This is a genomic window from Kordia sp. SMS9, from assembly GCF_003352465.1.
Classification (GTDB): domain Bacteria; phylum Bacteroidota; class Bacteroidia; order Flavobacteriales; family Flavobacteriaceae; genus Kordia.
Genome location: NZ_CP031153.1, coordinates 906257 through 930883 on the forward strand (window position 1 = coordinate 906257; position 24627 = coordinate 930883).

Annotated in this window: 23 protein-coding genes; 9 read left to right on the top strand and 14 right to left on the bottom strand. The window is 35.1% G+C overall.

Annotated features, from left to right (window positions below):
* From KORDIASMS9_RS04050 to msrA, 3 genes are all read left to right on the top strand, one after another.
* Positions 1–2385 (top strand): TIM-barrel domain-containing protein, encoded by a 2385-nt coding sequence (locus KORDIASMS9_RS04050; RefSeq protein WP_114901610.1) that lies wholly within the window; start codon positions 1–3, stop codon positions 2383–2385.
* Positions 2386–2403: 18 nt separating this feature from the next.
* Positions 2404–3843, top strand: coding sequence for an alpha-amylase family glycosyl hydrolase (locus tag KORDIASMS9_RS04055; protein ID WP_114901611.1), 1440 nt, complete (start codon positions 2404–2406; stop codon positions 3841–3843).
* Between the two features lie 1463 nt (positions 3844–5306).
* On the top strand, positions 5307–5846 hold the full coding sequence (gene msrA, locus KORDIASMS9_RS04060) for a peptide-methionine (S)-S-oxide reductase MsrA (RefSeq protein ID WP_114901612.1): 540 nt from the start codon (positions 5307–5309) through the stop codon (positions 5844–5846).
* A 97-nt stretch (positions 5847–5943) separates the two neighbouring features.
* Here the strand turns inward: msrA and KORDIASMS9_RS04065 are convergent, their stop codons facing one another.
* The 9 genes from KORDIASMS9_RS04065 to KORDIASMS9_RS23915 form a co-directional block, all read right to left on the bottom strand.
* A complete protein-coding gene (locus tag KORDIASMS9_RS04065) occupies positions 5944–6519 on the bottom strand; it encodes a DUF6624 domain-containing protein (RefSeq protein ID WP_114901613.1) in 576 nt (191 codons plus the stop codon).
* 59 nt (positions 6520–6578) lie between these two features.
* Entirely contained in the window at positions 6579–7652 is a 1074-nt protein-coding gene (gwsS, locus tag KORDIASMS9_RS04070) for a grasp-with-spasm system SPASM domain peptide maturase (RefSeq protein WP_114901614.1), read from the bottom strand.
* 4 nt (positions 7653–7656) lie between these two features.
* Positions 7657–7863 (bottom strand): hypothetical protein, encoded by a 207-nt coding sequence (locus KORDIASMS9_RS04075; protein WP_114901615.1) that lies wholly within the window; start codon positions 7861–7863, stop codon positions 7657–7659.
* Positions 7864–7865: 2 nt separating this feature from the next.
* The gene (gene gwsG / locus KORDIASMS9_RS04080; RefSeq protein WP_114901616.1) at positions 7866–8867 is read right to left on the bottom strand and encodes a grasp-with-spasm system ATP-grasp peptide maturase; all 1002 of its coding nucleotides are present in this window, start codon (positions 8865–8867) and stop codon (positions 7866–7868) included.
* A 4-nt stretch (positions 8868–8871) separates the two neighbouring features.
* A complete protein-coding gene (locus KORDIASMS9_RS04085) occupies positions 8872–9054 on the bottom strand; it encodes a hypothetical protein (RefSeq protein ID WP_162819753.1) in 183 nt (60 codons plus the stop codon).
* A 342-nt stretch (positions 9055–9396) separates the two neighbouring features.
* Positions 9397–9558, bottom strand: coding sequence for a hypothetical protein (locus KORDIASMS9_RS23075; RefSeq protein ID WP_162819754.1), 162 nt, complete (start codon positions 9556–9558; stop codon positions 9397–9399).
* A 35-nt stretch (positions 9559–9593) separates the two neighbouring features.
* A complete protein-coding gene (locus KORDIASMS9_RS23080) occupies positions 9594–9764 on the bottom strand; it encodes a hypothetical protein (RefSeq protein WP_162819755.1) in 171 nt (56 codons plus the stop codon).
* 36 nt (positions 9765–9800) lie between these two features.
* The gene (locus KORDIASMS9_RS23085) at positions 9801–9968 is read right to left on the bottom strand and encodes a hypothetical protein (RefSeq protein WP_162819756.1); all 168 of its coding nucleotides are present in this window, start codon (positions 9966–9968) and stop codon (positions 9801–9803) included.
* Between the two features lie 75 nt (positions 9969–10043).
* On the bottom strand, positions 10044–10205 hold the full coding sequence (locus KORDIASMS9_RS23915; RefSeq protein WP_114901618.1) for a class IIb bacteriocin, lactobin A/cerein 7B family: 162 nt from the start codon (positions 10203–10205) through the stop codon (positions 10044–10046).
* Positions 10206–10605: 400 nt separating this feature from the next.
* On the opposite strand from KORDIASMS9_RS23915, the gene KORDIASMS9_RS04095 reads away from it, so the two are divergent.
* Together KORDIASMS9_RS04095 and KORDIASMS9_RS04100 are read left to right on the top strand one after the other, a co-directional pair.
* Positions 10606–12417 (top strand): helix-turn-helix domain-containing protein, encoded by a 1812-nt coding sequence (locus tag KORDIASMS9_RS04095; RefSeq protein ID WP_114901619.1) that lies wholly within the window; start codon positions 10606–10608, stop codon positions 12415–12417.
* Positions 12418–12828: 411 nt separating this feature from the next.
* Positions 12829–14988: a prolyl oligopeptidase family serine peptidase gene (locus KORDIASMS9_RS04100; protein WP_162819758.1), complete on the top strand. Its 2160-nt coding sequence runs from the start codon at positions 12829–12831 to the stop codon at positions 14986–14988.
* Positions 14989–15161: 173 nt separating this feature from the next.
* On the opposite strand, the gene KORDIASMS9_RS04105 is transcribed toward KORDIASMS9_RS04100, so the two are convergent.
* The 4 genes from KORDIASMS9_RS04105 to KORDIASMS9_RS04120 all read right to left on the bottom strand — a co-directional run bounded on the left by KORDIASMS9_RS04105 (position 15162) and on the right by KORDIASMS9_RS04120 (position 20559).
* Positions 15162–15386 (bottom strand): hypothetical protein, encoded by a 225-nt coding sequence (locus tag KORDIASMS9_RS04105; protein WP_114901621.1) that lies wholly within the window; start codon positions 15384–15386, stop codon positions 15162–15164.
* Between the two features lie 227 nt (positions 15387–15613).
* Entirely contained in the window at positions 15614–16003 is a 390-nt protein-coding gene (locus KORDIASMS9_RS04110; protein ID WP_114901622.1) for a hypothetical protein, read from the bottom strand.
* A 279-nt stretch (positions 16004–16282) separates the two neighbouring features.
* Positions 16283–17689: a DUF5689 domain-containing protein gene (locus tag KORDIASMS9_RS04115; RefSeq protein WP_114901623.1), complete on the bottom strand. Its 1407-nt coding sequence runs from the start codon at positions 17687–17689 to the stop codon at positions 16283–16285.
* Positions 17690–17751: 62 nt separating this feature from the next.
* On the bottom strand, positions 17752–20559 hold the full coding sequence (locus KORDIASMS9_RS04120) for a carboxypeptidase regulatory-like domain-containing protein (protein ID WP_114901624.1): 2808 nt from the start codon (positions 20557–20559) through the stop codon (positions 17752–17754).
* Between the two features lie 138 nt (positions 20560–20697).
* Between KORDIASMS9_RS04120 and KORDIASMS9_RS04125 the strand changes: the two genes are divergently transcribed.
* Positions 20698–21744: an endonuclease/exonuclease/phosphatase family protein gene (locus KORDIASMS9_RS04125; protein ID WP_114901625.1), complete on the top strand. Its 1047-nt coding sequence runs from the start codon at positions 20698–20700 to the stop codon at positions 21742–21744.
* Between the two features lie 253 nt (positions 21745–21997).
* Here the strand turns inward: KORDIASMS9_RS04125 and KORDIASMS9_RS04130 are convergent, their stop codons facing one another.
* Complete coding sequence (locus KORDIASMS9_RS04130) at positions 21998–22438, bottom strand: hypothetical protein (RefSeq protein WP_114901626.1); 441 nt, start codon at positions 22436–22438, stop codon at positions 21998–22000.
* Between the two features lie 125 nt (positions 22439–22563).
* Here KORDIASMS9_RS04130 and KORDIASMS9_RS04135 point away from each other — a divergent pair, with 125 nt between their 5' ends.
* The 3 genes from KORDIASMS9_RS04135 to KORDIASMS9_RS04145 are packed head-to-tail and all read left to right on the top strand — an operon-like array spanning position 22564 to position 24609.
* Positions 22564–23625, top strand: a complete 1062-nt coding sequence (locus tag KORDIASMS9_RS04135) for a lanthionine synthetase LanC family protein (protein ID WP_114901627.1) — start codon at positions 22564–22566, stop codon at positions 23623–23625.
* 10 nt (positions 23626–23635) lie between these two features.
* Entirely contained in the window at positions 23636–24385 is a 750-nt protein-coding gene (locus KORDIASMS9_RS04140; protein WP_114901628.1) for a nucleotidyltransferase domain-containing protein, read from the top strand.
* 29 nt (positions 24386–24414) lie between these two features.
* The gene (locus KORDIASMS9_RS04145) at positions 24415–24609 is read left to right on the top strand and encodes a hypothetical protein (RefSeq protein ID WP_114901629.1); all 195 of its coding nucleotides are present in this window, start codon (positions 24415–24417) and stop codon (positions 24607–24609) included.
* The last annotated feature ends 18 nt before the right edge of the window (positions 24610–24627 follow it).

Below are 24627 nucleotides of genomic sequence, written 5' to 3' on the forward strand. Positions count from 1 at the left end.
ATGAAATTACTTAGAATACTATTGATATCATGTTTATGTGTTCAGTTTTCGCTGGCACAGAATACCAATCGAAAATTTGTCAGTTACACCGAAAGTGCCAACGTTCATATGATTGAAGTGTCTGATGGACGCTATTTTATTCGACTGATTAACAACGATATTATTGGCACAACCTTCATCCCAAAAGGACAAAAAATTACAGCGAAAAGTCATGCTGTTATTTTAAAAGATATTCAAGAAATGAAGTCAGCTACGGAAACGGATACTTCTGTAGATTTACTTTCGGAAGGAATTTCAGCACACATTCAAAAATCACCGTTTCAAATTTCATACAAGTACAAAGGACAACCCATTATTTCTGAAAAAACGGGCTATCAAAAAGTAGCAGACGGTGAAGCGATTCAATTCAATTTGACAGAAGATGAAGTTCTCTATGGCGGCGGCGCGCGTGCATTGGGCATGAATCGTCGTGGAAATCGTTTGAAACTCTACAACCGCGCACATTACGGATACGAAACACGTTCAGAATTAATGAATTTTACGCTGCCAATTGTGATTTCGTCCCACAAATACATGCTGCATTTTGACAATGCGCCTATTGGATATTTGGATTTAGACAGTAAAAAAGACAATACACTCACATACGAAACCATTTCTGGACGCAAAACCTATCAAGTGATTGCGGGCGATTCTTGGGAAAGTATTGTAGCTAATTATACGGATTTGACAGGAAAACAACCATTACCGCCACGTTGGGCGTTTGGAAACTTTTCAAGCCGATTCGGCTATCATTCACAAACAGAAACCGAAGCAACTATTAAAGCATTTAAAGAGGAAGAAATTCCTGTTGACGCCATCATTTTGGACTTGTATTGGTTTGGGAAAGAAATCAAAGGCACGATGGGAAATCTACAAGTCTACAAGGATTCCTTTCCAGATGTTAAGCAGATGATTCAAAACTTAAATGATCAAGGTGTGAAAACGGTTTTCATTACCGAACCTTTTGTGTTGACGACTTCCAAACGTTGGTATGAAGCATCTAATTTGGGAATTTTAGCGAAAGATTCTATCGGAAATCCGTTTAAATTCGATTTCTATTTTGGAAATACAGGCTTAATTGATATTTACAATCCGAAAGGTGAACAATGGTTTTGGAGTATTTATAAAGAACTCGCTGATTTAGGCGTTGCAGGCGTTTGGGGCGATTTGGGTGAACCCGAAGTTCATCCTGAAAAATTAATTCATCATACAGGAACGGCGAATGAAGTTCACAATATTTACGGGCACGATTGGGCGCGATTGGTATATGAAGGCTACGCTAGAGATTTTCCAAACGTACGACCGTTTATTTTGATGCGTGCAGGCTATTCAGGTTCGCAGCGTTACGGACTCATTCCTTGGTCTGGTGACGTGAATAGAACTTGGGGCGGATTGCAATCGCAACCAGAAATTGCACTGCAAATGGCAATGCAAGGTTTGAGCTATATGCACTCGGATTTGGGTGGTTTTGCGGGTGCGAATTTGAATGATAATTTATACATCCGTTGGTTGCAATACGGCGTTTTTCAACCCATTTACCGACCGCATGCACAAGAAGAAGTGCCGAGTGAACCTGTGTTTCGTTCCGATAGAGCAAAAAAATTAGCCAAACAAGCCATTGAATTGCGCTATCAGTTATTGCCGTATAATTATACAATTGCCTTTCAAAACAATCAAAAAGGAACACCGTTGATGCGTCCATTGTTTTTTGAAGAAAGCGACAACAATGCGTTATACACGAATGCTTCCACCTATTTATGGGGACATGATTTTTTGGTGACTCCGATTGTAAAAGATAGTGTGGAAACCAAAGAAGTGTATTTCCCGAAAGGTTCCGTTTGGTATGACTTTGAAACCGACGAAAAAGTGATTGGTGGACAAGCAAAAATGGTCAATACGAAAGAAAACTCAATTCCTGTATACGTTCGTGGTGGCGCGTTTATTCCGATGGCAAATCTGATGCAAACTACAGTAGAATATAACCCAAATGTATTTCAACTTCATTACTATCACGATGAAAGTATTGCCGAAAGCGAACGCGAATTGTATATCGACGATGGTAAAACCAAGAACGCGTACGAAAAAGGAATGTACGAATTGTTGGAATTTGAAAGTGAATTTAACAACAATCGTTTGGACATTGAATTGGAAGCTGAAACGGGCAAAAACTATGCAACAAACACCAAAAATATAGAAGTGATACTTCACAACATTACGAAACAACCTAGAAAAATAAAATTTCGCGGAAAGCGTGTCGATTTTAAGTGGAATGAAACGTATAAAACGGTAAAATTCGCAATTACTTGGAACACCAAAAAAGAACGTGAAATTACGATCAAATTATAGAAATTAATACATACACCAATGAAAAAACTAAGTCTATTTTGTATTTCAATCTTGTTTTTTTTCTCGTGCGATACGAAAAAGAAAGAAGCTGAAAATACGCCAACACCAAAAGAAGTCGCAATCGCGGATGTTTCTCAAGACATGATGGAAAGTGCCGTGATTTATGAAGCCAACATTCGTCAGTATTCGAAAGAAGGTTCTTTTGATGCATTCACCAAAGATATTCCACAACTGAGAGAATTAGGCGTAAAAGTGATTTGGCTTATGCCAATTTTCCCAATTTCAGAAACCAAGCGTAAAGCTACTGGTGGCGAATTTGCTAGTGAAATTGAAGATCCTGAAGAACGAAAGAAGTATTTAGGAAGTTACTACGCCGTGTCTGATTTTAGGAAAATAAATCCTGAATTTGGAACGATTGACGATTTTAGAAAGCTTGTAAAAACCGCGCATGATAATGATATTTATGTGATTTTGGATTGGGTTCCAAATCATACAGGTTGGGATCATACTTGGTTGAAAACGAATCCTGAATTTTATACTAAAAACGACAAAGGTGAGATTACCGATCCGTTAAATGAAGACGGAGTGCCTGTAGGTTGGGCTGATGTGGCTGATTTAAACTACGATAATAAGAAATTGCGCAAAGCCATGGTAAAAGACATGCAATATTGGTTGACGGAAGAAAATGTTGATGGTTTCCGTTGCGATGTGGCAGGTTCAGTTCCCACTGATTTTTGGGTAGAAGCAATTCCACAATTACGCGAAAAGAAAGCTATTTTTATGCTTGCAGAAGCTTGGGAACCGGAATTGTTGAAAGGGAATTTGTTTGATATGGCGTACGGATGGGACACGCATCATAAAATGAATCATATTGCAAAAGGTGAAGAAACCGTTGCCGATTGGGACAAGCGTATGCAACAGATTGATTCTTTGTACGAAGCTGATGATATTTTGATGAATTTTGTGACCAATCACGATGAAAATTCATGGAATGGAACGATTGAAGAACGTATGGGCGAAGGTGCCAAAGCGTTTACGGCTTTGAGTTTTGTAGCGCCAGGAATGCCGTTGATTTATTCAGGACAAGAATACGATATGAAACATCGTTTGAAATTCTTCGAGAAAGATGAAATTCCAAAAACCAAAGGTGACATGTGGCCTTTGTTGGCAAAATTAGGAACGCTTAAAAATACACATGTTGCCTTACACGGCGGAAAAAATGCCGCTTCATACACAAAACTTACTACAGGCGAATCCACTAAGGTATTAGCATTTAAACGTGAAAAAGACGGTAAGAAAGTGTACTATATTGGTAATCTGTCAAAAGAGCACACAAACGCTACTATTGATCTTTCTGGAGCGTTTACGGACTATATAACAGGAGAAAAAATAACTTTTGCCAAAAACGAAGATTTCGCATTACGTCCTTGGCAATATATGGTATTGCTTGCGGAATAATGTAACCACTAAGAAATACTCTCTGAAAGACTGTTTGAAAAGTTTGTGTAAAAGCTACTTTTTGGACAGTTTTTATTTTTTAAAGAAATATGATGGGTTCGATGTTGAAAAAGTCTGAAAATCTTTCAGTTGTCCCTTTTTGGAAACATTGTTGAAACAGTTATACCAAATATATTTTGATTGAAATACCTAGCGAAGCTTACGAGATTCAATAAAAACAATAGATTTCCTATGTTTCGCGTGAACTTCCCTTGGTATTTAAAAATTGCAGAGTTTATATACCTCCGATTTCTTCAATGATTGAACCGCCAACAATAAGTTGTGTGTTTTCGATTTGATACTGTGCTAATTGCTCTATTGTTTTCATGTGAATGTGTTTTAAGAATTTATAATACGGTTATATACCGTCATTTTCTTCAATGATTGAACCGCCAACAATCTGTTGTACATTTTCAATTTGATATTCTTCTAATTGATGTATTGTTTTCATGTGAATGTGTTTTTAAAATTTGTAATAGAATTAATGCTACTGAAAAAACTAAATTCCTCCGCCTTCTTCTATAATAAAACCACCAACAATGAGTTGTGTGTTTTCGGTTTGATACTGTTGTAATTGATCTATTGCTTTCATACTAAATAAGTTTATATGATTTATATTGAAAACTAAAGTATTAAAGTGCCATGACAGATACTAATAATGCATCTGACGATTCCGTGAATTATATGAAATTTGTAGTGGAAAAATATGAAATGCCTTTTTTCAGGGGAATCAGTTCGACTGACACAATTATATACACCTAACAGCCTCAAAACTAGCGCTTCACAAATGTGTTGAGTTTGTCAAAACCAAAGAGGAAAAAAGGATAAGATTCTTTCCTGCGAAGGAATCAACTCAACTATCATAATTATATACGCCTGATAGCTTCAAAATTGGCACTTCATAAAACGTGTTGCCTTCGTTAAAATCTAGGAGGAAAAAAGACTAAGATTCCTTCCTTCGAAGGAATCAACTCAACTTGCGGTTTTGTGTGCGTCTTCGACTTCTCAAAACCGAGTTTCGTTGAATCAAAAAGAGCCTCCTTACGGAAGCTCTTTTCTCTTACCAAAAATTGGTTATTATTATTTGGGGTCTTAGGGTAATAAGGGAAATAATTTATAACCAATAAATTACTTTAACCATGAAAAAAAGTTAAGTCCAAATATAACACCTCTAATTCATAAAACCCTATATATTAGACAATAACTTACATTCCTTCGATGAATGTCTAGTTTTTGTAGATGAATGTATATGCTTGTGTCAAATTAATGTTAAATCTTTTGCGCCGCGTGGGTTTCCAAGGTTCCTATTTGCTGTAATTTGCGCTATTTATGACAGAAAATAGCTGTTTTGTTGTCTTTCGTATCTTATAAAAAAAGAAACAGTTTTATCAGTATCTTTACAACCTTGTTATGAAGCATAAAATATGGAAGAAAAAAATTTACAAACAGCTACGATTGGCGGCGGTTGTTTTTGGTGTACGGAAGCCGTTTTTCAGGAAGTAAAAGGCGTGGAAACCATTGTTTCTGGATATACAGGCGGAACAGCTCCTGGTGTACCAACGTATAGAGAGATTTGCTCTGGACTTACAGGGCATGCCGAAGTGGTACAATTGACATTTGATTCGGATGTGATTTCGTATCAAGAGATTTTGATCATTTTTATGGCTACGCACGATCCTACGACATTGAATCGGCAAGGTGCTGATGTGGGAACGCAGTATCGCTCGGTTATTTATTATCATACTGAACAACAAAAGCAAACAGCCGAAGTTGTTATCAAAGAACTTTCTGAATATTATGATGATCCTATTGTAACCGAATTAACTGCGGCTGAAACTTTTCATAAAGCCGAAGCTGAACATCAAAATTATTACAGACAACACCAACAGCAAGGATATTGCAGTTACGTGATTACGCCTAAGCTAACAAAACTTCGCAAGCTGTTTGCCAACAAGTTGAAGTAATTTATAATACCGTTTTTACTAAAAAAGAGTACTAAATAAGTTAGTACTCTTTTTAACCACCTTTAATTTAAACTCTAGTCACTAAGGTTCTAGATTCTTAAAGCTCTTTATGCAATGCGTAGTTATGGGTTTTGGCATATTCTTCAATGGAATTGAGTCCTATGGCTTTTCTCCTTTCGTTTACTTTTTTGAAATTGGCAATTGGATATATGTATGTGAATCCTAATTTTTTATCTTTTTTTACTTGAGTTCCGTACCATTGTTTTTCACCTCGGCGCATTAAAATTCGATCTTTTAGAAAGGCTAAGTACCAACCGTCAGATTCATTATTTGCTACAGATGTTTCTAAGTAAGGCAGGTATTTTTCTTGGGTTTCAATTTCTGCATGTTGTACTACCAACCACAAGGTTTGATTTGCCATTTCGCCTACATTATTTTTACTGAGCCAACCATAGGTGTCAATGATTGCTAATACCTTTTTTTCGTTGATACTATCTTGATAATGGATCAGTTTCCAAACGTATCGTAACTCCTCAGAATCCATTCCGAATTTAACTTCTGCTTCCGGAAGCAATTGTCGCAACGTTTGATCTTCAACACGTATCGTTTCTAGTTGCATTTTGAGTAGCGTATAATCTACTGGTTTTGTTTTTATACTTGTTTGACTTTGCATAGTTATAAAACTGAAAATAAGGATAATGAATATATATTTTTTCATAATAGCACAGGATGTTATGCAAAAACAGTATTTACACTTTCTTCCTTATCTGCCCAAACTCCCGTGTAAGGATCGTATTGACATTTTGCAGGTTTGGAATGTAAGTCTCCATCAGTAGTGTAGGCTCTACAGTCTGTACAGATGTATCTGTATTCGCAGTCTTTACAGCCATCAATATTGTCTTTGTTGATATTCCATGGTTTTTGGAATTCTGTATCATCTGCAATTTTTGTCAAGGAAATGTTGTTTACATGTCCGTATGATTTTTCCATAGAAGGGCAGTTTTTGATGTTTCCAGTTTCATCAATTGAGATTTTTCTATTTAGGCATCCGTTGTGTTTTATGTTTTCGGTAAATCCTTTTACATCTCTAATTCGCATTGAGTTGATATTGACCAATCCGCAACCTTCACAACCGCTCACTTTTTGTTTGGTATAGCCCAAACTTCCATGATATACTTTTGCTCTGTTTTTAGCTTCAGGTTCTTCATCAAAAAGCTCCATTTCATAAGTGTGGTACGTAACTTGAGCAATTTCATATTTGTCTAATAGTGCTTTTATTTCTGCTTCTTTCCCGTCGTATTCAATTAAAAAGTCAACAGATCTAAAGTTTTTTCCAACAGTGAGTGCCAATATTTCTTCTAGTTTGGAAACTGGTAATTGACAATATGCTCTAATTTGGATATGGTAACATGCCAAGACTTCTAATTCGTTAAAAATCTTATTAAAATCGTGCATTTCGTCACGAATGTCTATGATAGAATTGATAATTTTTGATGGATGATCCCATTCTAATTCCATTGACGGGAATCGATCTAGAGTATCCACAACAATTGCCAACTCAATATCTAATAAGTAATCAATAAATTCTTTAAAGTAGATGAGATCTTCTTCTCCGTCGAGCATTTGGGCAACTGTCCCAATATTGTTGTCTTTTAATACTGATAATAATTCATAGTATGAATTATCTACAAAGTATACTTTTTGTCTAGAAACATCGCATAGCATTGTTCTTGTGTGTCCTTTTACAGGAAAACAATCTGCGAATAGATAGAGATATTTATCTTGTATGGTGGCTAATTCTTTCATCTTATTATCTTTTAATTTCTGTGGTATCTACAATTTTTGAAATTGGTTTATCGGATCCTGAATAGAAAATAATACTACTGTATTTTTCACTGTAAGCGGTTCTATAAAAAGGATCGGAAGGCAGCATCTCATTATATATAAGGTAATTATAAAATAATGGTAAGTTTTCTAATTGTGGTTCGCTAATTGGTAATTTCTTTAATTTTATCATGGTTACAAGATTTTAGCAATTTTTCGTTCTAAGTAGTAGTTACAAGGCGCCGACGTCATTCCAAATTGTCCAACAGGATTTACTTCTAAAAAGATGTAATTATTGTCTTCATCGACCAAAATGTCTATGGATCCTGTGTTTAATTGCAGCTCGTTCATGATATCAATCAATCCTTGTTTTACATGATGTGGTAAATTATATGGCACTTTCCGTTGTGGATTTTCTTGATCGGTATGTTTTCTAAAATCAACTACCGTATCTGCACGTTTTTGCGAGAAAATTGCCATTGAGTAGAATTCTTCATTGAGATAAAAAACTCTGAGTTCGTATTTTTTCTTGATTTCTTCTTGGAGTAATGATGGGAAGAAACGATCTGGTAGTTGGTCCAAACTCTCTTCTGTAATTCGCTCGGTATATGAATAATATCCGTACGAATCTGTAAAGTGATATACACCTTGACTGATGGCTTTGGTAACTACAAAATTTGCATCTGTATTTGCTAAAATTCTACGAATTCCGTCTTTAGTTGTAACTACATAACTTTTTGGAATAGGAACGTTGTACTTTTTAGCAATTTCTAATACAATGAGCTTGTTTACATCTGTACTGATATAATTTCCAATTGCTGTTACATCTTGTTGTAAGATATAGTGAAAATACTCCATGAGTACTTTATACTCTGAGTTGATGTGATTTTTGTGATAGTTTGGTGTATCAAATAGGATTCCTTTTTCAAGTTCGTCAAAGTTGATGGCTACATTTTTTAATGAAAAACCTCGTCTTCTATGCCAAATGGATGAAATATTGAACAAGTTATGCTCTTCTCCATGTTTGGAAACGGTCAATTCTCTATCGTCAATATCAAGAAAATGCAAACGTGCTTTGTCATCGTCCGTATTGAGGCGAATGTATGGCTTGTTGTATTTTACAAGCCATTCTATTACATTGCTTGTACTTCCATCATCTTGACGGCTAAGTACTAGTATTTTTTCATCGTTTTCCATGTTGTTAAAATTTTCCAGGAGTCATTGACTCATACTCAAGATCAACTTCCGTTTCTGCCATCGCTTTTAACGTATGGGTTTTTGAGTAGGTGTCTTGTGTACTTTTAGTTGGTTCAATAGCACCAGCTCTGATCGCTGATAACTCCATTTTAGACATTTCTTTGATTTCTGATTTTGCTAGTTTCATAATGACTGATTTTTGTGGTTTAAAGATGTGTTTGTAATACAAATTTGAATCAGTAATACGTGTAAGCAACAGCAAATAATCTGTTGTTAGGAATACATAGCAAAGTGATGTAGAAGATTAGCGTTTCGCTTAAATTAGTGTGGTAAATATCGTTAGATCACTTGTGTGCTTGCTTTCTAATTTCCTAAGTTTTTAAGAAGAATATACTGTATTAACTTTGTGTTACGTACTGATGATTCTTTGTGTGTTTTGAAATGTGTAGGCAATACTATTTACATTGCCTACACGTACAATATTTAGTAAATAGTTTGATAATTACTGGTATTTTAGGCAAATTCAAGACTAGTTTCCGTATTCTCCTTCCGCTTCAGCTTCAGAAGATGAACGTGCACTGTATGAATCTGTGTTTGTTTGTGTTTGTCCATCTGAACTTTTAACACCACCAGCAATCACTTTTAGTTTTTCTGGTTGCATTTCTTTGATGCCTTTTTTGTTGATTTTCATAAGAATTGATTTAATAGTTAGTATAGCAATCAATACTATTTTGTTGATGTAGGCATAGGTGTCTCGTATTCCGTTTCTATGGGCGCACGAGCACTTGCTCTTCTCGAAATAGTTTGTGTATCACTATTTTCTTCTTTTTTTCCACCACGAATTACTTTTAATTCTTCTGGCTGCATTTCTTTGACCTTCTTATTATTAAGTTTCATGAGAATTGATTTAAATAGTTAAGATTTCAGTAAGCACTAGCATTTTGGTGCTGGTGTTTCACAGTCTGCCTCTACTGAACTGGTAGCTTTTACCCTTATGGTAACTGTATAGGTATCATCATCAGAATGTTTTTTTATACCGCCACGAATTGCTTTTAGCTGCTTTGGTTTCATTTCTTCGATACCTTTTTTACTGATTTTCATATTGTTGGGTTTTGTTTGATTGTTATATACTAATGACTGCTTTGTTGGAAGCAGCCATTAGTTATAAATTAACTATTACTTAGAAGCTTCTGCTTCTGCTTCTGCTTCTGCAGATGAGCGAAAACTTGCTGTTGCTGTTGCAGTTGCAGTATCACCGTCAACTTTGCTTAATCCTCCAGAGATTGCTTCTAATTCTTGAGATGTCATTTCCTTTACGTTCTTTTTATTTAATTTCATAATATTAAAGTTTTAAAAAATTTTGGTTCCTACTCTGTTTTAAGGTTTTTCGGATTCCACCTTTTCGTGATTGTTGCAACGAATCGACAGTGCTAATTAATGGCGGAATTTTGTCATTTTCAAGTGGTTAGCACTGACGTTTATAAATCTCATGCAACGGATTTATAAATATCATGATGCCAAATATTACGCAATCGCACTATACATAATAGCTTTATGAATATGTGTCTTTATTCTTGCATAAAATGATATCTTTATACACATTTGTAGTAATTTTAAAAATATTGCTGTTTTTAGCAATTAATTTATATGTATTAACCTACAATTTTTATTGAATTTTAATCGTTATAGTTCTTGTTCAGTATCTTTTTTAGGTTGGATTTTAAAAAAAACGTGAAAAGTGAAAAATTATACTCAAAATTTAGTCCCTTTTGCATGCATTTTCGCAGGTTTTTTCCGCGAAAAACGCAAGGTTACGTTTCAATTCTTCACTTTTTTATTGCTTTTTTCTTCAATTTCAGTGCATGCACAACTTAGTTCGGGTACTTTTGAGGATCTAAAATCAGCGTTTCATAATGCTCCTAAAGGTTCTACAGCAGCCTTAAACGCAGCAAATATGTATCTGGCGAAAGCCAAAGAAGTGAATGAAGTACGGCGAATTGTAGCTGGTTATGAGTTATTTATTTCCTATCATAGTCATACCCCAAAAGCGGTTTCTTATACAGATAGTATCATTTTATTAACCAAAAACACCAAGCTTGAAACGTATCAAGCGGAAGGTTATTTGTTGAAAGGAATTCAGCTATACTACAATTCTCAGTACAATGATGCACTTACCAATTTTGCAACCGCGAATGATATGGCGCTTGCTACTAAAAACATTAGACAACAAATTTCCATTAAACATTATATAGGATTGCTTAAAAATGTAAGCGAAGAACGTGAAGAAGCTTTGAAGATTTTTCAAGAGAATATTGACTTTATTCGCAAGAATAATTTTGAAAAGAAAAACCCTGAACAATATTTAAAGTCATTATTTGCATTGGCGAACTCCTATAATAAGAATCGTGTATTAGATTCTGCCGAAGTTGTAAACCAGCGCGGTATTAAAGCCAGTCTACAACATCCGAATCAATATTTGTACCCTTGGTTTTTAACCTCTTATGGTGTTACTTCTTATTATAAAGAGAATTATAATTCTGGGATTGACAGCCTACTGAAAGCCACTAAATTTTTAAAAAATAACGAAAAAGCCTTGTGTTCTAATTACCTTTATATATATAGGTGTTTGGAAAAGCAAGGTAAAAACGATGCTGGAATTAATTATTTGTATAAGGTAGATTCTATATATCAGCAAAAACCAAAGGTTATTTTTCAAGCTAGGGAAGCGTATGAGTTTTTAAATAGAGAATATAAAGCCGCAAACAATCCGGAGAAACAATTGGCAACTATTGAAAAGTTGTTGGCTGTAGATGAAAGTATTACAGACGAATATCAAAATTTAGGAAAAGAAATCGTTCAAAAGTATGATACACATTTAATGATTTCGGAAACAGCCGTTTTACTCAATCAAAAAGAAGAACTCATCCATCAATTACAAGACAAAAACTTTTTATCACAGAAAAAAGTAACGGTACTTATTATTATATCTATCTTATTTTTGTTGATCATTTTTTACTTTTTTAGAAGAAATGTGGTGTACAAAAGACGCTTCAAAATATTGATGCAAACCTATGACCAAAAGAAACTTGAAAAAGAAAATGCACAAAAGGAAACCACTACTAGTATTGAAAAAGAAATTGTAGTCTCATCTGCTCAAAAAGAAAGTATTGGATTGCCAAAAGAAATTGTAGCACCAATTTTAGTGAAGCTTAAAAAGTTTGAAGACACACATCGTTATACCAAAAAAAATTACACACTTACTAAACTGGCAAAAGAGCTTGATACCAATAGTACCTACTTGTCAAAAATTATCAATATGACCAAAGGAATGAACTTTGCCAAGTATATGAATGAGATCAGAATTGATTATGCAATTACACGATTGAAGGAAGATAAACGCTTTCGTTCCTACACAATTAAAGCTATTGCACAAGAAGTTGGTTTCAATAATGCACAGTCATTTTCCATCGCTTTTCATAAAAAAACAGGGATTAATCCATCGTACTTTCTAAAGCAACTTGAAAATCAAAAACAAGTATTAACTACTTGATTTTCAGTTTTTTAAAATTTTATTTTCATCATGATATTTATAAATATCACGATACTTCGTTATAATTGAAGCGTGTTTTGATATACATTTACATCGTAATCAAAATAACTTTAACACCATGAAAACTACAAACAGAACTTTAAGAAAACTAGCACTCTCAAAATTAATGATCGCTAAAGTTGGAGACCCAAAAAAAATATGTGGAGGATCACTTCCAAAAGCCACAGAGAATTGTACTAGCCAAAATATATGCACATTACTTTGTGGAGAAGACACTATAGACACACAATAGTAGAAAGAATTTATATTTCTCTTTTTTCATAATCAAAGAATGCTATTTCAAGTGTGATGCACACCCATCATCTTGATGTAGCATTTTTTTTTGAAAGCATAACGTTAAAAAACTACCAAATGAAATACATATCGGCTCTTTATGTAGTACTCTTTATATGGAGTACAGGGTGCAATACCAGCAAAAAAAAACCTTTTCTTGCCACTGAAAAACCTGTTACTAACACTTATTTTTCAACCACGGTAGAAGATCCGTATCCATATTTGGAAAATTTAAAAGACTCCGCAGTATTGTCGTGGCTGGTTTCACAAAATACACACACTGAAAACACACTACAACAAATTCCTGGTCGTCAGCAACTTATTGATAAGATTCGTTTGCACGACGAAATGCGCTCGGAAAGTATTTTTGATTTAAAAGTGCTTTCTCCAGAAGCGTATTATTATTTGCGATATTCTGAAAATCATGAAGCCAATATTTTGTATTTTAAAGCTGGAGTTGACGGTGAAGAACAAGAAATTTTTAATTCAGAACAGTACAAGTCAAACTCAAAAGAGACGTATATTATTAATTATTTTCAGCCAAGCTGGAATGGACAAAAAATAGCCATTGGTTTTACAAAAAATGACGAAGAGTTTTCAGAGATCGTTATTTATGATGTGCTTACAAAAACTTTTCATAAAGAAATCATAGATCATTCATGGCCATCAGAATTGGGTGGTGTGCATTGGTTGCCTGATAATACGGGCTTTACGTATTTACATATTCCTGATATTGATACAACTTCCCCCAACTATATTTTAAATTCGGCAACCGTTTTATATCGCTTAGGAACTAATCCGAAAGAGTTACACATTCTTTTTTCCAGAAAAACACATCCAGAACTCAACTTAAATCCTGAAGATTTCCCCATTGTGAATATTTTTGGGCAACATCCCAACTATATGTTTGGTCGCGTTGGTGGTATTGGATTTAAAGATTATTACTATGCACCAATCACTGAATTAACCAAAGAAACAGTCACCTGGAAACCACTATTTCAGAAAAAACATAAGGTTGAAAAGTTTCTCCCGTTCAATGACAGCATTTATTATACAAGCGCGCAAGAAGCATCTAATTTTGGTGTATATGCCACTTCTTTGACGGAGGTAAATTTTGATGCTCCAATCGAAATTATTCCTCCATCGACCGACGAAATTTTAAAAGATTTTACTATTACTACTAATGGATTATTTTATACAACCGCAAAAAATGGTGTACAAGCTCATTTGTATCAGCGAAAAAATCAACAGATTGAAAAATTAATATTGCCAAGTGCCGCAGGAAGCATCAGCCTTTCAACAATTGGAACTAAGTTTCCGCAGTTATGGATAGAAACCCAAGGCTGGACAAGTCACCAAAACAGATATCGTTTTCATGCGCAAAAGAAGATGTTTACGAAAGAGAATATTTCCAAAGTGGTAAGTTATCCAGAATTAGCAGATGTCGTTGTAAAAGAGATTGAAATTACGTCCCATGACGGTGTAAAGGTTCCATTGTCAATTATTTATAAGAAAGGAATGGTTCAACACGGTAACAATCGTGTATTGCTCAACGGTTATGGTTGTTATAATTGGATTAATGCGCCTATGTTGTATCCGTATTTGCTGTATTGGTTGTCTGAAGGTGGTGTGTATGCCGTTGCACATGTGCGCGGCGGTGGCGAAAAAGGCGAACAATGGCATAAAGCAGGGTATAAAACCACCAAATCCAATTCGTGGAAAGATTTTATTGCGTGTACTGAATATTTGATTGACGAAGGCTATACTTCTCCTGAACGATTTGCCGTTTGGGGCGGAAGTGCTGGCGGAATTACCATTGGTCGTGCTATGACAGAACGCCCTGATTTGTATGCTGCCGTCGTGATTAGAGTTGGTTTGTTGAACACTTTACGTTCAGAAATTGCGCCAAACGGACAGAATAATGTAAAAGAATTTGGCACCGTGAAAGATTCTATTGAGTTTGAAGGTTTGTTAGCGATGGATTCGTATCATCATATTGAAAAAGATGTGCCGTATCCTTCGGTTTTTTTGACGTCTGGCATTAACGATTCGAGAGTTGCTGCATGGCAACCTGCAAAGTTTGCAGCACGTTTGCAAGCGGCTACCAGTTCCGATAATCCTATTTTGTTATCTGTCAACTTTTCGGAAGGTCATGGTTTTGACAGAACTCAGAAAAGCAAGCGTGAAGAATTGGTGGATATTATTTCGTTTGCGTTGTGGCAGACGGGGAATGAGTGATTTAGTTTGAAGTAGTTTTGGTTGTTAATTTGCTGGTTTGTTTTTACTCTTAACTTTTATCTGTTGTCAGTTTGTCGCTCTTTTTTGCCCGTTTATTTTTATTCGTGTGAAAAGTAAACTCATAAATATGAGAAACCAGTACTTATATTTTATAAGTACTGGTTATTGAAGTTCTATTCTTCTTCTGGGATTTCATACATTGGACTCATATCATTTTTCTCTTCGTCTGTAAATGCACGAAAGCCACCTCCTACCAAGCAGTTATGTTCTTCTGCCCATGAAATTATCATTTCTAGGAGTTCTGATGGAACACTTCTTTTAAGTGTTCCATCATCGGAGTCATGATGTAAAGAGAATCCAAAATTCCATACTTCTTGTTCTTCTTCAGTTTCTTTCATAATTTTAATTTTTTAAAACCCTGCCTGTTTCATAATGTCTTCAATTATTTTCTTGTTTGTTTTATTACCTTTAGGACTGTGTGGTATTATAGTTACTAATTTTTTTCCATCATATACTTTAAGATGTTTTCCTCCAGCCTTAATAGTAAAGCCTGCATTTCAATAAAGTTGAGATGCTGACTTTTATATTAGTTTAAATAAATGATTTTACTTTAGCTCATTTATTTTTAAGGAAAATCTAGACTTTGAAAATCTCCAGTCCATTCTTCTACAGGGATATAATTATTATTTTTTATGTGTTCTAAAAAGCTTTTTGGTATAGCAACATTATATTTTTTAATGTAGTAAGGTAAATTATTAAGCCATAGCCATACACCATCTGTTATATATGTATCACTGCCAAACATTATTTCACCAGTAAATGCGTCAGGATAGCTACTTGTTGCTGCCAATTCTTGTGAATTGAGCAGATATTTTTCTATATCATTTAAAGAATATGTACTTACTAAATCTGCATCTACAAATTCTTTGACACTTGGGCAAGTTTCATACCCTTCTCCATACTCTTTCCACATACCAAACCACTTATGAGGCCAATTATTGATTAATTTATTCATATATCAAAAATAGAAAATTATACAAAAGTCCTAGGGAAAAACCTTTAAAAACTCCCGTATTTACATATTCATTACCAATGCGCCAAGCCCCTTTCCACATATAAATTATACGATTAGGCGCAATAACAGGTACTCCTAATTTATTTGATAAATTTTTTATAGTTGGTCAGAGTCTGAGACTCTGACTAGCATTTTCAATACTAATTGCTAAATACTGCAAACAAAAAAGAGTGCTATTGCTAGCACTCTTTTTGTATGAAATACGTTGTTTCAAGAATTTTACATTCCTGTTACTTTAACATCGTCAATATGGTATCTTGTTTCTGCACCACCATCAGCACCTAAGTATTTGAAGGCTACGTGAACGTCTCCGTCTAAACAAGAAATGTTGATGTTTGATCCTACAAAGCTTCCAAATCCGCTTCCTCCTACTGGAATGTTCGCATCAAGTACTGTCCACTCTGTTGTTAATGGGTCTCCTGTGTATGCATTTGTAATGAACGCTTCTAAGATCGTTCCTGTTTCAAAGTTTGCAGAAATTTCAAAAGATAATTCTTCTTGCGTTGTTGCATCTAAATTGATTGCTGGTGTTACCAACCAAGCTTCTAGTGGGCTTTCTCCTGTTCCGAACGCAGAAATTTTCATGTATGTATCACCTGAGAATGAACTGTCTTCATAACGCTCAGAACCTCCTGAAACATTTATGTTTGTCCATCCTAACGCATCTAATTGTGCTTCGTTGGTGATTGATTGGAAATCTTCTTCAAAAATTGTCGTTGCAGAAGAAACTGGTCCTTCACATTCTAACAAGTTAGGATCACAACGAACCGTTTCTGTAAAGTTGATATCTGTCAATGTGTTAATTACTAAAACGTTGGTATCGTCTCCAAAATCTCTAGTGAAAACTCCTTGAATAGTTCCTTTGTTTTCGTCGATTGTCAACGATTTGAAGTCTGCAAATGTACTTGTTTGTAAAGCAATCAATCCAGAATTGTCACACTCTTCAATTGTTCTAAATCCGTCAAAGTTATCAGAAGCTTCTCCTGCATACGTTAATCCAAGATCATTTCTACTGAATTGTACGCTTTCAAATTGAACGAAAGTATTTTCATCCGCAGATGTCAACTCGCCAATTGTAGTTACTTTTGGTGTAATTTGAGCTACTTCAGTACCACGAACTACGAAATTTTCCAATTCAAATGGTTGAATTTGATCAATATCGTTTCCATTTGGAATTCCGATTGCATACACACCATTTTCAACTCCAATAGCCAAACCATTCATTTTGATATAAATTTTTCTACCAAATTCATAGCTATTTGATAAAGCTGCTTGGTTAATATCTACGCGGAAACCTAATCGTGGGTCAGCATCTGGGTTTGATGCATCTTTTTTATTTTGAACTACTAGTTCTTCAAAGAAGTTTCCAGCTTTGTCGCTAGATACAACATATCCTTCAATGATGATTTCTGCTTCATCAGTTGCAATTACTGCAATTTCCTCACCATCTCCAACTGCTTGTTGGTATCGTGCTACCATGTTTTGAAAAGTAGAAGTTGCGGTTAATCCTGGATCAACAGCCGTTGTTCCGTTAGGAATTGCAAATTCATCGTCTTGAACACAAGAAGTAATACCTAATCCTATAGTGAAGACCGCTATTAAACTAAAAATTTTATTTGCTTTCATCTGTTTATTTTTATTATTCTGCGCTATCTAAAGATACGCAATCTTTATTTTTTTTGTTTTGTTTAGAATCTAAAATATAAGTTTAAGAAATAGGTTCTTCCTCTACCATACCAGTATCTGTTACCAAATACTCTAGTTGGCAATGCAGAATCATCTCTTAATTCTCTGAAGTTAGCATTTCTTCCTTGCTCAAAACCTCCAGTTCTGTACTCTTTGTCAAATACGTTGTTGATACTTGCAAAGAAACCAACATAATAGTCACCTAGTTTCCATGATTTTCCACCCACTAAGTTTACCAACATGTAATCGTCAAATTGTTCTTGTTGTAATAATTCACGTGCCAATTCTGGATCGTAATCATTAAATACTTGTCCATCAAAGTCAGTGTAGAAGTTACTACTTCTTTGCAATGGACTTACGTCGATGTATGCATTTGAGAAAAAGTTACTTGTAGCTCCAAACCACCAGTAATCTGGATCTCTATATTCAAATCCTACCGAGAACGCTCTTTGTGGTCCTCCAGCAATTCTATAATCTTTTAATTCTACTTGACCAAAGTCTAGCTTTCCATCCACAAAACCAGCAGCTCTTGCATCTTGATTGTCTTCTGTAGTTACAAATAAGTTTGGATTGTTGGCAAATGTAAATTGACCTAAAGACGCTACACCTTTTAATTTGATGGTTGATGTAATTTGTGCTTCAAGACCTAACTCTCCACCAATATGCTGTCTGTCTACACCTTGTAAAATTTCTTGTACAAACGCTTGATTGTCTCCTCCAATACCGTCGGCAAAGAAGAAAGAGATTTCGTTTGCATCTTCCATTTTTGTATAATACCCAGTTAATCTCGCTTTCACGATTGGTGAACGGTAGATGTAACTTGCATCAAATGATGTAATTTTTTCTTCCGTAATGTCTGGTACGATATTGTTGTTTTCTCTTGAGTTTGAGAATGTGTTACGAATAGATGGTGCTCTGGTTACATATCCAGCATTGAAATCAAATAAGTGACGCCCTGTTAATTTATAGGTCAATCCACCTTTGGCTCCAAAACCAGTAAATGATAGTTTTTCACTTTTCCCAAGTGAATTTGTTGGGAAACCACCATTTCTATACAATCCTTCACGTTGATAAGTTGTGTTTTTTACACTAGCACCTACAAAGAAATCTACTTTTTTGTATTTAAATTGTGCTTGCGCAAAACCTCCAATCGTATTGGAACGAATTTCAAAATTGTAACGGAAACGATCGCCTTCTGTCACAACTCTATTAGGATTGTTTAAATCGTTTTGTACCGCTCCAGGATCTACATCTAAATCACTTGCAAAAGGATCTACATCTAAATATCCTGTTCCTCCTAATAAATCTGTTATTTCCGCAAAGTTTTCAGAAACTAAGGAAGTAAAGTTCACATTTGCATTAAATGTAATATTGTCGTTAATGGCTGTATTTAAGATTGTATTTGCCGTAAATTGTCTGTCATCTGCTCTGTCTTCGTATACAATATTAACGGCGTTTCCACCATTTACCAAGTTATTTTGGTTGGCAATGTACAAGGCATTCCAATCAAGTTGTCCGTCATTTACAAACGCTTCTTGCGCTTGAAAAGCTAACAATGGATTGTCGGGGAAGTTTCTTGTAAAGTAACTTGGTAAATTTTGGTAGTACGTAGGACTTGGATTTGCAGCGTTTCCAATTGGGAAACCACTTCCTGGATCAATATCCGTTCCTCCAAAGTCTAAACGACTTCTACCTTGCTCACCAAATTGGTATGCTATGTTTGTATTTAACGTTGTATTTTCTGCAATGTCCCAATAGTGATTTAACATCAAAATTGGCTCAATAACTCTACGTACTCTTGAATTACGCTTTTCTCCATCCTGGTATCCCCAAAATTCGTTGTAACGAATTCCTTTTAAGTCAAATACTTCTTGTGTATTTGCAGAAGATAAACCTCTTCTATTTGGCGCATAGATTCCTGTAAAGTTAAGACTGTGGTTGTCGTTTATTTGTTTTTCAACGGAAAGGAATAAAGAATTTGCATCGTAGAAAGTACCGTCGTTAAAACCTTCATCTCCCCATCTTCTTCCTGCTGAAATTGTATACGCCCATCCACTTTCGAGTAAACCAGAAGAATAGGTTGCTATAATTCTATTGGTATAACTTCTATCTGAAGATGAATAGGTTACCCTACCACCTTCTCTGTATTGAGAAGCTCTTGTGTTGATGTTTGTCGTTCCTAAAATTCCTCCAAATGTGTAATCAGAAGCGGTTAAACCATTTGTAAGTTCTTGATTTCTTACAACATCATTCAATCCTCCCCAATTACTCCACTGTGGTCTTCCGTTGAACGCTTTGTTCATTTCAATACCATTGATAAGTACAGTTCCATTTTCCGAGTCTAAACCTCTTACTCTGAAGAAAGTTGCTCCGAACTCAAAAGCCGCAGTACGTAAGAAGACATCTCTTGACGATTGTAATAATCCTGAGATGTTGTCTGCTGCCGTTGAATCATCATTCAATTCATCATCTGTCAATGCTAAAAGGGTAACATCTTCTTGGATGAATTTCTTTAACAAGATTGTACCTAAGTCAAGTGTTTGACCGTCGGTAACCGTTACGGGCATTCTCAAAACTGAATATCCGTCTTTGGTAAATACGATATCCACTTTGCCTGCCGCAACATCTGTTAACTTAAAAGCTCCTGATGCATCAGTAACAACCTCTTTGTTGTTATTCCCCGCAACTGAAACTAAAACATTTTGAATTGCATCATCGGTATTGGCATCAAGTACGATTCCCGTAATTGAATTTTGTCCACTGACAAACCAAACTGATAGCAACCCAAATAAAAAAATAAGTTTTTTCATACTGTAATTTGCAATTAATTATTATTCGAGTTTAAAAAATCTTTAATAACGACGCGCAAATGTACATTTTTTATAATTAATACCTACTTTTGGTCTATCTTTTGTATAGATTGTTTAAGATAACATAACATTCACTAAATGAAAAACCTTAAATCCCTAGTATTACTAGCCTTTTTACTAGTGTTTACCCATTCTTGGGCACAGAAAAAGAAGCAGTATAAAGTACAAACAATTGCATTTTATAACGTAGAAAACTTGTTTGACACTATTAATGACCCGTTGAAAGACGACGAGAAGAGTCCGATGATGGAAATTCAAAAAGATCGTTCGAAGATTTATGAAGATAAACTTTCAAAACTTGCCCGTGTCATTTCTGATATTGGCTACGATGTTTCGAGAACTACACCTGCTATTTTAGGAGTTGCGGAAGTTGAAAATAAGAAAGTATTGGAAGACTTGATTGCGCATCCTAAGTTGAAAGATTCTGATTATGGCATTATTCACTTCGATTCACCAGATAAACGTGGAATTGATGTTGGATTGCTATATAAGCAAGGCGTTTTTCAACCGCATAGCTTTTCAAAACATCCTTTGTATATATATAATGGTGATAAGCGAGTGTACACAAGAGATCAATTGTTGGTTTCTGGTGTGTTAGATGGTGATGAAGTCCATATTATTGTAAATCACTGGCCATCACGAAGCGGTGGAGAAGCTAGAAGTAGACCAAAACGTGTAAAAGCTGCCGAACTGAATAAACGCATTATTGATTCTTTACAAAATGCTGACAAACATGCCAAGATTTTTACGATGGGCGACATGAACGATGATCCTTTTAATGTAAGCATGAAAGAGGTTTTGAAAACCAAAGAAGATCGTAAAGATGTGAAAGGAAAAGATTTGTTCAACCCAATGGAAGCAATGGCAAAAGAAGGAAACGGAACGCTTGCGTATAGAGATGGCTGGAATTTGTTTGATCAGATTGTGATGTCTGCACCATTATTGAAGAAAGATTTTTCAGAATACCGTTATTATAAAGCGGGCATTTACAATAAAACCTATTTATCCAATAAACGCGGACGTTATAAAGGCTATCCTTTTAGAAGTTTTGCAGGTGGCTCGTATACAGGAGGTTATAGTGATCATTTCCCTGTGTATGTACATGTGATTAAGGAAGTGAAGTAAGTTAGATGTTAGACCGGCTTCACTTCGACTTCGCTCAGTATGAATGCTGTTAGATTGCTTAGACTTCTTAGGACGAAATTATTATTAAAAAATCCGTATCGTGTTTGATACGGATTTTTTGTGTTTGGATGTTGGATCGCTTTTAGATTGTTATACCAATTTACACATAAAATGATGTTTATAAACTCATTCATTTGGCAGTTTAGTTCTTTGCTGGATTTTTTTAGATGCGAAAGTATCTTCTTCTGTAACGTTATGATAAGCCTAGCCAAATTTTCCATGGCAATCTTGAAAGAATCAATAATAAACCAAGTCCATAAAAGAAGGCTATTTTACCAAAAGCGCGTTTGGCAGTTTCTTGTTTTTTGTGTTTAGACCAACCAATCGTAATAAATACTATGGCTAAGATTCCTACTACTGGATGTTCTAGGGCGAGTAAACGACTGGCACTATCTAGTTTCATTCCGTTGGCTTGAATCATTTGAAATCCTTTTACAGATACAAAATAGAGAATGATTCCCACAACGAGTTGCAAGTGTGTAAAGATGAGCGCAAATAGTGAAATGCGTAAGTCTTTTGCAGTAAATTTTTTGTTCGTTGTAAATCCAATGATAGCATTGGCTACTGCTACGATTAACATAAGCAGTACAAAATAGGCAAAGTAAGAATGCAGCGTTTTTATAGCTTCGTACATAAGTTTGTTTTTAGTTGATGTACAAAGGTACTTATTTTTTTAATGTGTTATTGTTTTACTAAAGTTTAAAAACCGTACGAATTCCTGTATTTTTTGTCATAAATTTATACTTTATATGCTCCAAAATGGCACTAACATCCAATGTATCCGAACTTATTTTGCAAAAGCTTGCACAACATACAAATGTTGAAAAAGCGGGACTTTTGGATGGACTTGCAGGCGAAAGTTTATATTATTTTTATAGAAGCGAACTGCTTGACGAAGCTGCTTCTGCAGAAAAAGCAATTTTAACGCTTCAACAAGTTATTGAAGTGATGAGCAATACAAAAGCACACACCACTTTTTATAATGGATTGGCTGGGATTGGCTGGATGATTTGCCACCTAAACGAAACTGATATTGCAGCTATTGATGTGGAAGATTTTTTAGATACTTCCGTAGATGCGCTTCTATATGAAGAGATGATTCAGTTTTTGAATACCCGCGTGTATGATTTCTTTTATGGCGCTTCAGGAATTTGCTTTTATTTTTTGAAACGATATGTAACGACACAAAACTCAGCTTTAAAAGAAACCTACAAAACATATATTACCCATTTTCTGTTTTATTTGGAGTATATCAGTATTACTGACGCGAATGGCATGTATTGGAAACAGCATTCGTATCCTTTTGAAACAGACGAGATGGCGTATCAGTTGAGTACTGAAACTAATATTTCTGGGCTAATCCTAGTATTGTGCGAAATTGCGAATACCAATGATTTTAATCCTGTTTGTTCGCCATTACTGGAAAAATCGAGCAAATGGCTATTGCATCAACTTGAAACAGCAGAAATTGCACGAATTGATCAGGCGTTTTGTTTGTGGAAAGCTGGAAACATATTGAAGGATGCAATGTTGGCCGAAAAAGCAATGCACTTTTTAAAAGCAACTGCCAATAATCTCACGGAAGTGCAACCTAATTCACTAGCTAAGTTCGCATTAATTTATCAGCAAGTAGGACAACAAACTGGAGAACCTTTTTTCGTTGAAAAAGCAGCAGCGTGTTTTCAAATCATAGTGGAACTAATTTCAAAAGAAGACCTAGCAGATACTAGTATTTGGAAAGGATATGCAGGAATTGGCTTGACGGCACTTTCGTTGAATTCACCTAACACAATACATTGGTCAACTTGTATATTGATTTAATTTTTCATCTATGGAAAAAGCTTTAGAACAATTTATTACACATTGGAAAACACAAGTAAACGTAAGAGGCATTCTGCTTACGGGAAGTTATGCTGTTGGTATTCAGAAGGAAGATTCTGATGTAGATATTCGGTTGATTTTAGACGATACTGTGCAAGAATCATTTAAAGGTTTGGAAACGATAGACGGCTTTAGTTTTTCTTTTATTGGACGAAGCAAAGCTGTGACTTTGAAAAAGTTTAACCGACAATTTTTTTCGCATGTAAAGATGGAAGCTTGCATTTATAATGTTGGTAAAATTTTACACGATCCGTTTGGCGATATCTCCGAAATTATGAAAGTGGCTAAGATTTATGTAGAAACACCACTGATTGTCAATGAAGTTTCTGAAGCCGATTTGAAATTGTATATGTATTCATTGTATAAAAAGTACAGCTATATTATAAGTACTGATCCGGAAGATCCTTTTTATATATATAATTATATGATGTATTTAAAAAGTGCGCTGAAATGCTATGCCGATGTTATCAACGCAGAAGTTATGTTTGAGAACGATAGTAAGTTGCATCGTTTTTTAACAGACGATCGCTATTTGGCTGCGTATGGGTATTCTAAATTCCCTGATCAAGACTTCATGAAATTATGGCTCGCTGCATTGAAAGAAAAAAGCACCAAAGGAATTACAGAAATTCACAAATATTTAAGACAGAATTTGCATAACTTTAACGATAGCAATACTATCATCTCATGGCGTGATTGATTATCTTTGTAAAAAGAAAAAAATTAATCATGAAAAAGAGCAAAACAAAGTTAAATTTAAAAAAGATGTCCATCTCCAACTTAGCAGTTGTTAGAGGTGGAGGAACAGTTTGGTGTACTATTACCATAGGTGGTGGTGGCAACTATACAGCGGGATGTCCTCCAACAGAAGAAAGTCAATGTTGTGATACACGTATGGATACATACTGTGATCGTGAAACCTGATTTTTGTACATCAACACT

Bases quoted from the DNA above. Each gene is read 5' to 3' on its own strand.
- KORDIASMS9_RS04065 (WP_114901613.1), bottom strand. From the start codon at position 6,519: ATGCAAAGTCAAACAAGTATAAAAACAAAACCAGTAGATTATACGCTA.
- KORDIASMS9_RS04140 (WP_114901628.1), top strand. From the start codon at position 23,636: ATGGAAAAAGCTTTAGAACAATTTATTACACATTGGAAAACACAAGTA.
- KORDIASMS9_RS04105 (WP_114901621.1), bottom strand. From the start codon at position 15,386: ATGAAAGAAACTGAAGAAGAACAAGAAGTATGGAATTTTGGATTCTCT.
- KORDIASMS9_RS04145 (WP_114901629.1), top strand. From the start codon at position 24,415: ATGAAAAAGAGCAAAACAAAGTTAAATTTAAAAAAGATGTCCATCTCC.
- KORDIASMS9_RS04120 (WP_114901624.1), bottom strand. From the start codon at position 20,559: ATGAAAAAACTTATTTTTTTATTTGGGTTGCTATCAGTTTGGTTTGTC.
- KORDIASMS9_RS04075 (WP_114901615.1), bottom strand. From the start codon at position 7,863: ATGATAAAATTAAAGAAATTACCAATTAGCGAACCACAATTAGAAAAC.
- msrA (WP_114901612.1), top strand. From the start codon at position 5,307: ATGGAAGAAAAAAATTTACAAACAGCTACGATTGGCGGCGGTTGTTTT.
- KORDIASMS9_RS23080 (WP_162819755.1), bottom strand. From the start codon at position 9,764: ATGAAACTTAATAATAAGAAGGTCAAAGAAATGCAGCCAGAAGAATTA.
- KORDIASMS9_RS04055 (WP_114901611.1), top strand. From the start codon at position 2,404: ATGAAAAAACTAAGTCTATTTTGTATTTCAATCTTGTTTTTTTTCTCG.
- KORDIASMS9_RS04110 (WP_114901622.1), bottom strand. From the start codon at position 16,003: ATGAATAAATTAATCAATAATTGGCCTCATAAGTGGTTTGGTATGTGG.
- KORDIASMS9_RS04085 (WP_162819753.1), bottom strand. From the start codon at position 9,054: ATGAAACTAGCAAAATCAGAAATCAAAGAAATGTCTAAAATGGAGTTA.
- KORDIASMS9_RS04115 (WP_114901623.1), bottom strand. From the start codon at position 17,689: ATGAAAGCAAATAAAATTTTTAGTTTAATAGCGGTCTTCACTATAGGA.
- KORDIASMS9_RS23075 (WP_162819754.1), bottom strand. From the start codon at position 9,558: ATGAAAATCAACAAAAAAGGCATCAAAGAAATGCAACCAGAAAAACTA.
- gwsG (WP_114901616.1), bottom strand. From the start codon at position 8,867: ATGGAAAACGATGAAAAAATACTAGTACTTAGCCGTCAAGATGATGGA.
- KORDIASMS9_RS04125 (WP_114901625.1), top strand. From the start codon at position 20,698: ATGAAAAACCTTAAATCCCTAGTATTACTAGCCTTTTTACTAGTGTTT.
- KORDIASMS9_RS23915 (WP_114901618.1), bottom strand. From the start codon at position 10,205: ATGAAATTAAATAAAAAGAACGTAAAGGAAATGACATCTCAAGAATTA.
- KORDIASMS9_RS04100 (WP_162819758.1), top strand. From the start codon at position 12,829: ATGAAATACATATCGGCTCTTTATGTAGTACTCTTTATATGGAGTACA.
- KORDIASMS9_RS04050 (WP_114901610.1), top strand. From the start codon at position 1: ATGAAATTACTTAGAATACTATTGATATCATGTTTATGTGTTCAGTTT.
- KORDIASMS9_RS04130 (WP_114901626.1), bottom strand. From the start codon at position 22,438: ATGTACGAAGCTATAAAAACGCTGCATTCTTACTTTGCCTATTTTGTA.
- gwsS (WP_114901614.1), bottom strand. From the start codon at position 7,652: ATGAAAGAATTAGCCACCATACAAGATAAATATCTCTATCTATTCGCA.
- KORDIASMS9_RS23085 (WP_162819756.1), bottom strand. From the start codon at position 9,968: ATGAAAATCAGTAAAAAAGGTATCGAAGAAATGAAACCAAAGCAGCTA.
- KORDIASMS9_RS04135 (WP_114901627.1), top strand. From the start codon at position 22,564: ATGGCACTAACATCCAATGTATCCGAACTTATTTTGCAAAAGCTTGCA.